12 protein-coding genes are annotated in these 12858 nt (G+C 57.2%); 3 read left to right on the top strand and 9 right to left on the bottom strand.

The window, feature by feature from the left end:
* Nucleotides 1-28 precede the first annotated feature (28 nt).
* Nucleotides 29-1906, bottom strand: a complete 1878-nt coding sequence (gene cobT / locus AC2FJC_RS00630) for a cobaltochelatase subunit CobT (RefSeq protein WP_496738030.1) — start codon at nucleotides 1904-1906, stop codon at nucleotides 29-31.
* Between the two features lie 180 nt (nucleotides 1907-2086).
* Complete coding sequence (cobS, locus tag AC2FJC_RS00625; protein WP_058274350.1) at nucleotides 2087-3073, bottom strand: cobaltochelatase subunit CobS; 987 nt, start codon at nucleotides 3071-3073, stop codon at nucleotides 2087-2089.
* A gap of 320 nt (nucleotides 3074-3393) precedes the next feature.
* Here cobS and AC2FJC_RS00620 point away from each other — a divergent pair, with 320 nt between their 5' ends.
* The gene (locus AC2FJC_RS00620) at nucleotides 3394-4302 is read left to right on the top strand and encodes a Hint domain-containing protein (protein WP_496738029.1); all 909 of its coding nucleotides are present in this window, start codon (nucleotides 3394-3396) and stop codon (nucleotides 4300-4302) included.
* Nucleotides 4303-4307: 5 nt separating this feature from the next.
* Here the strand turns inward: AC2FJC_RS00620 and AC2FJC_RS00615 are convergent, their stop codons facing one another.
* Nucleotides 4308-4934 (bottom strand): J domain-containing protein, encoded by a 627-nt coding sequence (locus tag AC2FJC_RS00615; RefSeq protein WP_058274352.1) that lies wholly within the window; start codon nucleotides 4932-4934, stop codon nucleotides 4308-4310.
* Nucleotides 4935-5042: 108 nt separating this feature from the next.
* Between AC2FJC_RS00615 and AC2FJC_RS00610 the strand changes: the two genes are divergently transcribed.
* On the top strand, nucleotides 5043-5297 hold the full coding sequence (locus AC2FJC_RS00610; RefSeq protein WP_058279592.1) for a BolA family protein: 255 nt from the start codon (nucleotides 5043-5045) through the stop codon (nucleotides 5295-5297).
* Nucleotides 5298-5317: 20 nt separating this feature from the next.
* Here the strand turns inward: AC2FJC_RS00610 and AC2FJC_RS00605 are convergent, their stop codons facing one another.
* Nucleotides 5318-5854 carry a winged helix-turn-helix transcriptional regulator gene (locus AC2FJC_RS00605; RefSeq protein ID WP_496738028.1) on the bottom strand — a complete coding sequence of 179 codons (537 nt, stop codon included), beginning with the start codon at nucleotides 5852-5854 and terminating at the stop codon, nucleotides 5318-5320.
* Nucleotides 5855-5894: 40 nt separating this feature from the next.
* On the opposite strand from AC2FJC_RS00605, the gene AC2FJC_RS00600 reads away from it, so the two are divergent.
* Nucleotides 5895-6284: a VOC family protein gene (locus AC2FJC_RS00600; RefSeq protein ID WP_058274355.1), complete on the top strand. Its 390-nt coding sequence runs from the start codon at nucleotides 5895-5897 to the stop codon at nucleotides 6282-6284.
* 37 nt (nucleotides 6285-6321) lie between these two features.
* On the opposite strand, the gene AC2FJC_RS00595 is transcribed toward AC2FJC_RS00600, so the two are convergent.
* From AC2FJC_RS00595 to pepN, 5 genes are all read right to left on the bottom strand, one after another.
* On the bottom strand, nucleotides 6322-6732 hold the full coding sequence (locus tag AC2FJC_RS00595; RefSeq protein WP_496738027.1) for a DUF4177 domain-containing protein: 411 nt from the start codon (nucleotides 6730-6732) through the stop codon (nucleotides 6322-6324).
* 172 nt (nucleotides 6733-6904) lie between these two features.
* Nucleotides 6905-8416, bottom strand: a complete 1512-nt coding sequence (gene gatB / locus AC2FJC_RS00590) for an Asp-tRNA(Asn)/Glu-tRNA(Gln) amidotransferase subunit GatB (RefSeq protein ID WP_496738026.1) — start codon at nucleotides 8414-8416, stop codon at nucleotides 6905-6907.
* 70 nt (nucleotides 8417-8486) lie between these two features.
* Nucleotides 8487-9749 carry a hypothetical protein gene (locus tag AC2FJC_RS00585; protein ID WP_496738025.1) on the bottom strand — a complete coding sequence of 421 codons (1263 nt, stop codon included), beginning with the start codon at nucleotides 9747-9749 and terminating at the stop codon, nucleotides 8487-8489.
* A 130-nt stretch (nucleotides 9750-9879) separates the two neighbouring features.
* A complete protein-coding gene (locus tag AC2FJC_RS00580) occupies nucleotides 9880-10308 on the bottom strand; it encodes a hypothetical protein (protein ID WP_496738024.1) in 429 nt (142 codons plus the stop codon).
* Complete coding sequence (gene pepN, locus AC2FJC_RS00575; protein WP_496738023.1) at nucleotides 10305-12857, bottom strand: aminopeptidase N; 2553 nt, start codon at nucleotides 12855-12857, stop codon at nucleotides 10305-10307. Before pepN ends, AC2FJC_RS00580 begins: the two co-directional genes overlap by 4 nt.
* Nucleotide 12858 lies beyond the last annotated feature (1 nt).

Here is a 12858-nt window from a genome sequence, read left to right as displayed (position 1 = left end):
AATACTCCTGCCGGAGGCAGGGCCAGCGTCAGCTGGCCCTTTTCATCCCCATCACGCGTGCACGTGCCCGAGGATCGCTGTCGAACAATGCCGCCAACTGTTCAGTCATCGCACCTGCCAGCTGTTCGACATCCGTGATAGTTACCGCGCGGTCGTAGTATCGGGTCACGTCGTGGCCGATACCAATGGCCAAAAGCTCGACCATCTTGCGTTTTTCGACCATCCCGATCACGTCACGTAGGTGTTTTTCCAGATAATTGGCAGGGTTAACGCTGAGAGTTGAATCATCAACAGGCGCACCGTCCGAGATCACCATCAGGATCTTGCGCTGCTCGCGTCGCGCAAGCATCCGGCGATGCGCCCATTCCAGTGCTTCGCCATCGATGTTCTCTTTCAGCAGGCCTTCTTTCATCATCAAACCCAAGTTGGGTCGCGCTCGACGCCACGGGGCATCCGCACCTTTATAGATGATGTGGCGCAGATCGTTCAGACGCCCCGGCTGTTGCGGGCGACCGTCATTCAGCCATGCCTCACGTGCCTGGCCGCCTTTCCAAGCGCGCGTAGTAAAGCCAAGGATTTCGACCTTCACGTTGCAACGTTCCAGCGTCCGGGCCAGAACATCGGCACAGATCGCCGCGATCGAGATCGGGCGACCGCGCATCGAGCCCGAGTTATCCAGCAGCAGCGTCACCACTGTATCGCGGAACTCGGTGTCTTTCTCAACCTTGAAGCTTAGCGGCGTGGTCGGGTTGGCCACAACACGCGCCAGACGACCGGCATCCAGAATGCCTTCCTCACGGTCAAACTCCCAAGAACGGTTCTGTTGCGCCTGCAATCGGCGCTGCAGTTTGTTCGCCAGACGGCTGACGGCACCCTTAAGCGGCTCAAGCTGCTGATCCAGATAGGCGCGCAGCCGTTCTAATTCAGCAGGCTCGGCCAAATCCTCGGCTGCGATCTCTTCGTCATATGTGCCAAGGTAAACCTTGTAGTCCGGATCGGCCTCGGATGCAGGTGGCGGGGACGGCGGCTCCATCGGGGCCTCACCGTCAGGCATCTCGGCCTCATCGCCCATCTCATCTTCGGCCATCTCGTCCATCGAGACCTGGGCCTGAGATTGGTCCTGCTGCTCTTCCTGCGTTTGCTCGGGGGTCGCGTCGGCGTCCTGCTCGTCCTGATCATCCTGACCGGTGCTGTCGGGATCGGGTTGCTCCTCGGCGTCGTCCTCTGCCTGATCTTCCTGATCTTCGTCCAGCTCGTCCGGATCTTCGCCCAACTGGTCGCCATACCCTAGATCCTTGATCATCTGACGGGCAAACTTGGCAAACTCGGCCTGATCCGAGAGGATCTCCTGCAGGTTTTCCAGCGTGCCGCCAGCCTGCTCTTCGATGAAGCCGCGCCACAGGTTCATGATGTTCTCAGCCGCAGCCGGCAGGTCCCGCCCGGTCGCCAGATGGCGGATCAGATATCCTGCAGCAACCGATAGTGGTGCATCAGCGGGCTGCTTGCACTGGTCGTACCCACGGCGCAGCGCCTCATGCCCGATCTTGACATCGATGTTTGATGCGGTGCCGGGCATATCCCGCGCGCCCATCGCCTCACACCGGGCAACTTCCATGGCCTCATATAGATCCCGGGCCATATCACCCGGAGGCGCATAGCGATTATGGGTCGCATCGTCATGATATCGGCGCTGCAACGCCAAAGCATCCGCCGTGCCGCGCGCCAGCAAAACCTCTTCGCGAGTCATGCGCCGAGAAACCTGCGGCAAACGCATCGACTCGCCCGACAGACCCGAGGGGTCGACAGTATAGCTCACCGATAGTTCGGGATCATCGGCCATCACCTTGGTGGCTTCGGCCAAGGCCTTCTTGAACGGATCGGCGGGGTTGTCGTTTGGTTTAGACAATGAACGTACTCCAGATCATTGCTGCCAAGAAAAGCACTAAGAATTCCCAGCGCAGCCGTGTCAGGTGGACATGCTGCGGCGCCGTCATTTCTGAAGGCGCCGTCTTTTTCCAATCTACTTTGTCAAAAAGCCAAGCTGAATCAAGAACAACCCAGATAGATGCTATGACAAAGAAGATTATCACCCCAAACTCACGCTCGCCGCGCTTTCCGGCAGTTCCTCGTCGAAGCAACGCTGATAGAACTCGGCCACGGTCTGGCGTTCCAGCTCATCACATTTGTTCAAGAAGGACAGGCGGAAGGCGTAGCCGACGTCGCGGAAGATCTCGGCGTTTTGGGCCCAGTTGATCACGGTCCGGGGCGACATGACAGTCGACAGGTCGCCATTCATGAAGGCGGTCCGGGTCAGGTCGGCGACGGTGACCATTTGGCTGACGGTCTTGCGGCCCTTTTCGGTGTTGTAATGCGGCGCCTTGGACAGAACGATCATCGTCTCGGCATCGTGGCTAAGGTAGTTCAGCGTCGAGACCAGCGACCAACGGTCCATCTGTGCCTGGTTGATCTGCTGCGTTCCGTGATACAGGCCAGTTGTGTCGCCCAGACCGACCGTGTTCGCGGTGGCAAACAGGCGGAAGTTCGGGTTCGGCGTGATAATCTCGTTCTGGTCCAGCAAGGTCAGCTTACCGTCATGTTCCAGAACACGCTGGATCACGAACATCACGTCCGCACGACCTGCGTCGTATTCGTCGAAAACGATGGCAACGGGGTTGCGCAGCGCCCAGGGCAGGATGCCTTCGTGGAACTCGGTCACCTGTTTGCCATCACGCAGCTTGATCGCGTCCTTACCGATCAAGTCGATCCGGCTGATGTGGCTGTCGAGGTTCACACGGACGGCGGGCCAGTTCAGCCGGGCTGCGACCTGTTCAATATGGGTCGATTTGCCTGTGCCGTGATAGCCTTGGATCATCACACGACGATTGTGCGAGAAGCCTGCCAAAATGGCCAGCGTGGTTTCCGGGTCAAACTTGTAGGTAGGGTCGATCGCGGGTACGCGGTCACTGCGGTCAGCAAAGCCCTTGATCGCCATGTCGGTTTCAATACCGAACACGTCACGGACCGAAATTTCTTCGGTGGGTTTTGCGTTTACGTCGATCGATCCGTCAGCCATTCGCCTTGTCCTTATCCTTTGCCCCGCGTTGCCGGGTTTGAACTCGTGTGTGGTGCAACATATTGCGGGCAAGGGCAAGGGAAAGCCGTGCTGGTAGGTACTTAGGCGGATGTTTCTTTGAAACTGGCCTTATCGACGTTGCGTCCAATGGCTCGAGCTAATCTTTCAAATCTTGGACAGCTCGAATTTTGGGTCCAGAACGCCGCCACACAGTCCCGTGAAGCATTAACATTGCAATAATAATATATGATGAGTTAAATATGCATATATGATTGTGCAAAAGCGGTTCCCGGTTTTGTTTTTTATGAGTGTAGGTACAAATGTCGTTAGTAATCTCAGGTCCGACTTCTATCTCGATCCCCAGTGGGTCGACCTCGGTTATGGAGCAGTATACCACGACCAAAGCTGTGACTTGGAGCGTGACCGTAACTGGCGATGGTGGATTGGATCCATCAGACTACACTGTTTCGATTTCACCTAGTGGAGTTTTGACGGTTGAGCTAACTGAGGGGGCAGACATTCCCCCGAATACGCAACTCACGGTTCTAATACGCGCGACGACGGGGAACCCGGGAAATGGTAACAATGCCTCTCTCAGTGTGACAGTCGACCTTCCTGCCGGAACAGTGCCATGTTTCGTAAAGGGAACTTTGATTGAAACCGGGAAAGGTCCTTGCCCCGTCGAAGAACTATCGGTTGGGGACAAAGTTCGTGTTTCCAGCGGTGCGCTGTTGCCTATCCTTTGGATTGGCAAAAAGACCATGAGCGCAGAAGCGTTGCAGCGAAACCCGCGATTGCGCCCTGTTTGCATCCAGAAAGGGGCAATCGGAGACGGTTTGCCTGATCGTGATTTATACGTGTCCCCACAGCATAGGATTGTTCTCGAAGGGTGGCGCGCCGAATTGCTGTTTGGAGAGCCCAGAGTTTTTGCTGCGGCAATTCATTTGGTCAATGACAAAACAATTCGACAAGTGCGGCCCGATGAGGCCGTGACGTATTTCCACGTTGCCTGTGATCGCCATGCGATACTGATTTCGCATGGTTTGCCGACAGAAAGCTTGTTTCTGGGCGACATGGCGCTTTTGTCATTCGATCGCGAAGATGTCGAGGAGCTTGGTATGCTATTCCCGGATCGTTTCAGCCCTAAACCCACTTTGGAACAAACTCGCGTGCGGTGCCTAAAGCGCCCCGAAACAGAGGCGCTTTTGCGCATGTACGGTCGTCGATAAGCCGACTACCTAAAGTTCCGGCTGTCCTTGATCTGATCCCACGCCCAGACGACCTCTTGCAACTGCTCTTCCTGGGAACGGTCGCCGCCGTTCATGTCAGGGTGCAGCACCTTGATCAGCTTTTTGTACGCTTTGCGCACCTCGGCCTTGGTCCAGCTGTCGTTGGCTTCCAGAATTTCGATCGCGCGGCGTTCCGTGGGGGGCAGGCGACGACCGCCACCACCTGACGTGCGCCCTTTGTTTTGGGTGCTGTTTGCCCCAAGTACCTGATGCGGGTCTTCGATGCCCAGACGCGCCCATGCGCGCGCTTCGGGATCGCCCATTGGCTTTGTTTCGCGCTCCCACACTTTGTCCTTGGAGCGCTGGGCGTTCAGCTCGGCCTCGGTGGTGCCGTCAAAGAAGTTCCATTTGTTGTTGTATTCGCGAACGTGCTGCTGGCAGAACCAGAAAAAGTCGTCCAGAACGTCAGGGGCCTTGGGTGCACGGAACTTGCCCGGTTCTTCGCAACCTTCGTGATCGCAGATACGCGTCGAGGTTTCAGACGCGCCCGACATTCCGCGACGCCCGCGCGGGTTCTTTTTCTTCGAAGTGGATACGGACATATCAAATCCGAAGGGGTCTGACTTCACCATGTGCTCATCCTTAAGAACGCATCTTTTCGACTCGGAGGCAGCAGTTTAGTCTAAGCAGCCGAAAGTAGAAGAGGGGGGGCGGTAAAATTTTCGCCCGTGAGCAAAAAAATGACTGTTACCGACGAGATCCGAACCTGCCTGATGGCAGCCTTTGAACCGCGTGAGCTGGAAGTCGTGGATGACAGCGAAAGCCACCGAGGACACGCCGGGTTTCAAGAGGGCGGCGAAAGCCATTTCAACGTCCGTATTCGTGCCAGCGCTTTTCAGGGTCAATCCCGCGTCGCCCGCCACCGGGCCGTACATAAGGCACTGGGTGACATCGTGCCCCGCATTCATGCGCTGGCGCTGGATATTGATACCTGAACAGGCCCTTTGGTCGGTGCCTAGGCGACCAGAGAAATGGCCCTGTTAACCGCGATTCCCTGATTCACCGCGCGATAGGTGGGAAAAGGCAGCCGGTGCGTCGCATCAATGTCTCGCTGTATCCACTCTTGCTTTTCCAGGCGATGAAGCGACGTCGAAAGTGCGCGATCGGAAATCGTGATCAGACCGGATTTGAGGGTCGAGAACCGTTGGGGCCTGTCGGTCAACGCCAGAATAGGTGCCGTCCAACTGCGTCTGAGTAACGCGAAATCAGCGTCATCTGGCACGGCATTCACGATTCGGCTGGCGATTTCGGCCGCAGTTTCACCCGTTTGGGTCAATCGAAACTCGGGACGCAACGGATGACCGTGGCCGGGATTCCGTTCCAGAAAACCCAATTGAATCAAATGGTCAAGGCTTTGTGCAAAAGCGGTTCTGCCGGCGCTTGTCGCAGCCAGTAGCGGTGCCTGTCGTCCCGGCGTGCCTTCATGCATCAACGCCAGAATGTTCAGGGACCAGGCGCGGGATGTAAGCTTGACAAGAATCGTTATGTCCATAAAGTATAGTTACTTTAATTTTCGCCAAAAGGATAGTTCAATGCCACTCGTTTCACTGGAAAACACGATCACGCTCGCCATGTCCGTGCAAGACAGGCATGTCAGTGCCGAATGGTATCAGGCCAAGCTGGGGTTTGAGCTGATCCACCATATTGACGAGGCCGGTTGGAGCGAGATGAAGACCAAAACCGACGGTGTGACCTTGGGCCTGGGTGAACAGGCCGAGCCTGCGCCTGGCAATACGGTGCCGGTGTTCGGGGTGTCGGATATTGCGACGGCGCGTCAGGCGCTCGAATCCTCGGGCGTCAGGTTCGATGGGGCGACTGAAACGATCGAGGGCATGGTCAGCACCGCAACGTTCTACGACCCGGACGGAAATGCACTGATGCTGGCGCAGGATCTGAGCCAAGCAGCAAGCGCTGCCGAGTAAAATTCAGCTGCAGGCTATGAAAACCCGAGCAGACCGCTTAGGTCTGCTCTTTGTCCTTTTCGGACAGGTCTGTTGGCTTCAGGGTCAATGGCGGATCTTTGACCTCTTCTGAAATCGGTGCAGGGGCCTGCACTTCTTCTGGTCCAGGCACCGGCTGAGCCACGGGGGCATCGTCGCTGTCCTCAACCGCCTCACGCTCCGAAGAAAATTCAGCTGCAATCTCACGCCGAAACACCAGAACGTTGCGCCAGTTCACGGTGGAACTGGTCAGGCCAGCGCGTTCCTCGCTGGGCAGAAGTTCCGCACGCTGGTATTCCCAGCCATCCTGCCCCATCTGATTCAGGATCTGTTCGATCGACACTGCAAACCGCCCTTCGGCAGTTTTGACGCCCTTGGCCTTGGTGCCTTTCTGCGGGGCGGGGACAACTTTGTATTCGTAGCGCTGCATCAGATTTTCCTGGTTGCCGATCCCTGGCAATCTAACATGTTGTCGGGTTTCGAACAGTCATCATCGCCCATTGGGCAAATTCTGTTTTGTCTGTTGCGCCCCGCGCGCGGGGCCGGAGTGGTCCGCGCCAGATGCACGGACCACTCCGTTGCAGTTTCTTGAACCGAAAGGTTTACGAGCTCAGCTTTTTGCTGACCAACTCATTGACGGCTTTGGGGTTCGCCTTGCCGCCAGTTGCCTTCATGACCTGACCAACAAACCAGCCTGCCAGTTTGGGGTTCACCTTGGCTTTTTCGACCTGCGATGGGTTGGCCGCGATGATTTCGTCCAGCGCAGTTTCGATGGCACCGGTGTCGGTGACCTGTTTCATGCCGCGTTCTTCAACGATCTGTGCCGGGTCGCCGCCTTCGGTGTAGACAATCTCGAACAGATCCTTGGCGATCTTGCCAGAAATGGCGTCTGAGGCGATCAGATCGATGATCCCGCCCAACTGCGCAGGCGAAACCGGCGAGTCGGTGATGCTGTGGTCTTCTTTCTTCAGGCGACCAAACAGTTCGTTGATGACCCAGTTTGCGGCCAACTTGCCGTTGCGGCCTTTGGCGACCTCTTCGAAATAGGCAGCCGATTCCACCTCGGCTGTCAGAACAGATGCGTCATAATCCGTCAGGCCGAACTCGCTGATAAACCGCGCCTTCTTGTCGTCGGGCAGTTCGGGCAGTTTGGCGGCGATGTCGTCCACCCATGCCTGCTCAATCTCCAACGGCAGCAGATCTGGGTCAGGGAAGTAGCGATAGTCATGCGCCTCTTCCTTGGACCGCATCGACCGTGTTTCGCCCTTGTCCGGGTCATATAGCCGGGTTTCCTGATCGACCTTGCCGCCACCTTCAACGATGGCAATCTGACGACGCGCTTCGACTTCGATCGCTTGCTGAATAAAGCGCATCGAGTTCATATTCTTGATTTCGCAACGGGTGCCCAGATGCGAGAAGTCCTGCGTTTCCTGATACTTTTCATAGGCACCGGGTAGACAGATCGAAACATTGACGTCCGCCCGCAAGTTGCCGTTTTGCATGTTGCCATCGCAGGTGCCCAGATAACGCAGAATCTGGCGCATCTTGGCGATGTAGGCTGCCGCCTCTTCGGGGCCGCGAATATCGGGGCGGCTGACGATCTCCATCAGGCAAACACCGGTCCGGTTTAGGTCGACAAAGGACATATGCGGGTCCATGTCATGGATCGATTTGCCTGCGTCCTGTTCCATGTGGATGCGTTCAATCCGCACCATGCGTGCTGTGCCGTCGCCCATTTCCACCAGCACTTCACCTTCGCCCACGATGGGCTGGTACAGCTGAGAAATCTGGTAACCCTGCGGCAGGTCGGGATAGAAATAATTCTTGCGGTCAAAGGCCGATACCAGGTTGATATCCGCCTTCAGGCCCAGACCGGTTCGTACCGCCTGTTCAACACAATATTCATTGATCACCGGCAGCATTCCCGGCATCGCGGCGTCCACGAATGCAACATTCGAGTTCGGCTCAGCCCCGAATTGGGTCGATGCGCCCGAGAACAGCTTGGCATTGGACGAGACCTGCGCATGCACCTCCATCCCGATGACCAGTTCCCAATCGTGCTTGGCCCCGGCAATGGTTTTGGGTTTGGGCATTTCGTATGTCAGGTCGAGCATGGCGCGCCTCATTTCCGCAGAAGTCTAAGCCTGCGTATTAGGCCCGGCACGGCCTAGGGGCAAGGGGGAATCAGTGCCCGGATAGGCGCAAACCCGTCGGAGTAAAGGTCACATCCAATCCGCTGCGCAGCTCATCACGGAACAGATCGCCAATTGCACGCAGAGCATCGCGTTGCCCGCGGGCCGCAAACCGTTCAGGTGAATTGATCCGAACACTGTTGTTGAACCCATTTGCTGCATGGGCCCAAATCAACGGGTGCAATTCGGTCAGGTGGTCGCGGATCAGCCAGTTTGCAGCCTGGTGTATCTGGCTGCGCACCAGATCAGCCTTGTCGCACTGGCCAGCGCCGTTCTGGATCGTGATGGCACAGTATGCCGACAGCATGTTGACGGTTTGCTGGTCAGGGCGAAGGCGCAGAATATCGTGCATGCCTTCCAGGAAGAAATCGACATCCAGACGCGCGCAGGCCTCTTCGTCCAGAGCAATTGCATCGAACTGAACCCAAGTATAGCCTCCGGCCCCCCAGATGTCCCGGGTCTGGGCCGCCATACGAAGCGCCTGGACCTCAAGCTCGCCATAGCTTCCGAACCAGCGCGGCAGCAGGTGAGTGCCCATCGCGCGCATGTGTCGATGGTTCATCGGGTCGAGCTTGATCAACCGCTCGTATTCATCCGCTACCCGTGTGTTTGCTCTACGCTGACCCGCCAAAATTGCGCAGCCAGCCGAGGCGACAATGGGGCTCTCCGCTGCGGCCTCGCGACAATCGGGAAGGATTGCAGCTGCCCGATCGAAATGGGCGGCGCAGCGGGATTGGTGCAGCGAGGGAAGGGTTGCTTCGTTCGTTGTCCCGCGCCATGCCCATGCCATGTCAATGTGGGCCAAAGCGACAACCAAGGCGATCATCGGGTCGCCCGAGTGCGCGCGCATCTCGTCTTCCAATTCGGAAATGCCGTTCATGACATCAAATTCTGATAGCGCTTTGGCGTCAGACAGCGCGTGCTCTGCGGCCAGAACCACATCGGCTCGTGCCCCAAACGCCAGCAATTCGGCGACGGGCATTCCGTCGGGTGCAGTGTCCCGTGCGTCGTCTGCTTTGCGCATCAGGTCGGACAATTCTGCCCAGCGATCCTGCCTGGCCAGGAAACGGCCTTTTTCTATCGAGCTGCGCCCAATCTCATCCTGGGCCTGAACATCAGCCAATGGTATGTTCAGTTGCCCTTGGTCCGGCAACACGGGCGAAACAGCCGGGTCAGCGAAATACGCGCCGGATGCAGCGGGATGAGTAGTAGAAGATCGGGAACGGGACCAACGGTCCCTCAAAAACCAGAACATGGCGGCACTCGAAACAAACAAACCAGAAACTTGAGGGTAAGAGCTTTGCCGCAATCGGTGTCAAATTCAAGGTCTTTGAAGGGGACTGGTTAATATTTGCCTCTAATTTTTCAAAAATGAACCTATTGTTTCAAAATGCGACGAAGTGATGACGTTCAATTCGAAAACCAGCCTGTTGCAGGACCTGTTCGAAGTCCCTGTGATGCGGAGACGACTCATCAGGCAGCCGAATCCGTTTGCCGGATGTCAGAACCAGTGAAACGCGCACCGAGAAATCCCAGCGCGTGTCGAAGCGGAAATAATCAATGTCCGAACGATCAATTTCGGCCTCTCGGGTGCCGGTAAACCAGCGCAGTTTGTTCTGATCAAGAACCAGCCCTGCGCTGGTGTTCTGTGTGATATCCCAAATAGCCGGTAACGTAGGCAACGCCAACAGCGCCATCAGCCACCATGCCGCGTCGAACAGGATCACAAGTGCCAGCAAGGCCGCATAAACGCAGATCAGGACACCGACAGTGCGCGGTGCCCGGTTCTGACGTGTAAACTTGAATTCTGTCATGCGTTGAGAATGCGCGAAACCATTTCGGTCGTGTCGCGCGACAGGTCGGGCGTTTCTGCGATGCGGATAAGCTGTGCGCGGATCAGGTCCTGACGGTCCGCGTCATAGCGTTTCCAGGTCTGGAAGGCCGAACACATCCGCGCCGTGGTCTGCGGGTTGACAGGGTCCAGTTTGATCAGCCAGTCGGCCAGCAACGCATAACCCGCACCATCTGCGCGGTGGAAACCGGCGTGGTTCATCGCCAGCGCACCCATCACCGCCCGGAAACGATTGGGGTTTTTCCAGTTGAAATCGGCGTGCTCGGTCAGGGTGCGGGCGATGTCTGCCGTGGCCGCCGGCGAGGCCATCCCGACCTGAAGGGCAAACCATTTGTCCATCACCAAGCGGTCGTGCTGCCATTGTTCGTAGAATGCAGAAAGCTCGGCCTCGCCTTTGCTTGCGCGCAGCAGGCAGGACAGCGCGCTTAGCTGCTGCGTCATGTTGCCAGCCGCCGCGTATTGCTCGGCTGCCATTGCCGCACCATCAAGCCGTGACGTCAGGGCCAGTGCGGCATTGCCAAGCGAACGTTTGCCGGCTTGATCTGCATCGGGACTGTATGGTGCCTCGATTAAGGTTTCGCTGTGCAAGCGCGGCAGCAAGTCCTGAACGTGCTGCGCGGTTGCCTGCCGCAGTGTTTCTACCGCTGTCCAGATCGCCATCGGGTCAGGTGTTTCACCCCGGTCGAACAACGCAGCGGCCAGTTCGGATTGGGAAGGCAGACCCAGCATCAGGGCGCGATACGCCGGGTCCAATTCGCCGTCGCGCAGAACGGCCAGCACCCCGTCCAAGTAATCCGCACCCGGCGTTGCGTCTTCGAGGATCATGCGCAACAGCGTGTCCTGCGCCAATGACCGTCCCGCCTGCCACCGATTGAAAGGATCAGTGTCGTGGGCCAGAAGGAAGGCGCGTTCGGCATCGGTGTGATCGTGCTCAAGGATCACAGGGGCCGAGAAATCTCGCAGGATCGAGGCCATAGGTTTTGCCGCCAGCCCAGTGAATTGGAAGCTTTGTTCCGCCTCAGTCAGTTCCAGAACTTCGGTCGCGCGTACTTCGTCACCATTTTGTCCAAGCAAACCCACCGCGACAGGGATCACTTGCGGCAGCTTTTCGGACTGCCCAGGTGTTTCTTCGGTGTGCTGCGCCAATGTCAGCGTATATGTGCCGTCATTCCAATCTTCGCTCACTGTCACGCGCGGCGTGCCGGATTGGCTGTACCAGCGCTTGAACTGGCTCAGATCGCGGTCGGTGGTGTCCTCAAACACCTTGATCCAGTCTTCAATGGTGCAGGCTTGCCCATCGTGACGATCGAAATACAAATCCAAAGCCTTGGAGTAGGCCTCATCACCAACCAGACGTTTCAGCATACCGATGATCTCGGCACCTTTTTCGTAGACGGTCGCGGTGTAGAAGTTGTTGATTTCCTGAAAACTCTCAGGCCGGACTGGATGCGACAAGGGCCCGTTATCTTCGGGGAATTGCCGCGCGCGCAGGTCGATGGCGTCCTCAATCCGCTTTACCGGGGCCGAGCGAATGTCCGAGGTAAACTGCGCATCCCGGAAAACGGTCAGCCCTTCTTTCAGGCACAGTTGGAACCAGTCGCGGCAGGTGATCCGGTTGCCGGTCCAATTGTGGAAATACTCATGCGCGATGATCGCTTCGATCCGTTCAAAATTGGCATCGGTCGAGGTTTCGGGGCTGGCCAGAACAGCGGATGAGTTGAAGATATTCAACCCCTTGTTCTCCATCGCGCCCATGTTGAAATCGTCCACGGCAACGATGTTGAAAACGTCCAGATCGTATTCCCGACCATAGACGTCTTCGTCCCATTTCATGGACTTCCTCAGGGCTTCCATACCGAAATCGCATTTACCTTCATCGCCGGGACGGACCCAGAGGTTCAGCTCCACATCGCGACCCGACATGGTGGTGAACTGGCCGGGATGGGCGATCAACTCGCCCGCGACCAGCGCGAACAGGTAAGCGGGTTTGGGCCACGGGTCGGTCCATTCTGCCCAACCTTCGCCTTTGCCCGAAGGGTTGCCGTTGGACAGCAAAACAGGCAGATCACCATTGATGCGCACAGTGAAGGTGGACATCACATCAGGGCGGTCAGGGTAGAAGGTGATCTTGCGGAAACCTTCGGCCTCGCACTGAGTGCAGTACATGCCGTTCGACATATATAGGCCTTCGAGCGCCGTGTTATTGCCGGGATCGATCTCAACCTCGGCCTCCCAGATAAATGGCGCGTCGGGGGCGGCAACGGTCAGGCCCCTGTCGGTAATCTCGGGAGTGATATCCGCACCGTCGATGGATGCGCGGATCAGCTTGAGGTCTTCGCCGTGCAGGAAGAACGTCTTGTCGCTGGCCTCCGGGTTCGGGCGAAATGCGATGCGAGAGGTGACGCGGGTTGCGTGAGCGGCCAGATCGAACGTCAGGTGCACGCTGTCCACCAGATAACCAAAGGGTGTGTAGTCTTTTAGATAGATCGTCGTTGGGGCAGCGTCGCGCATC

It is taken from the genome of Ruegeria sp. CDSB117 (genome assembly GCF_059611005.1).
This window is presented reverse-complemented; position numbering and strand designations above follow the sequence as displayed.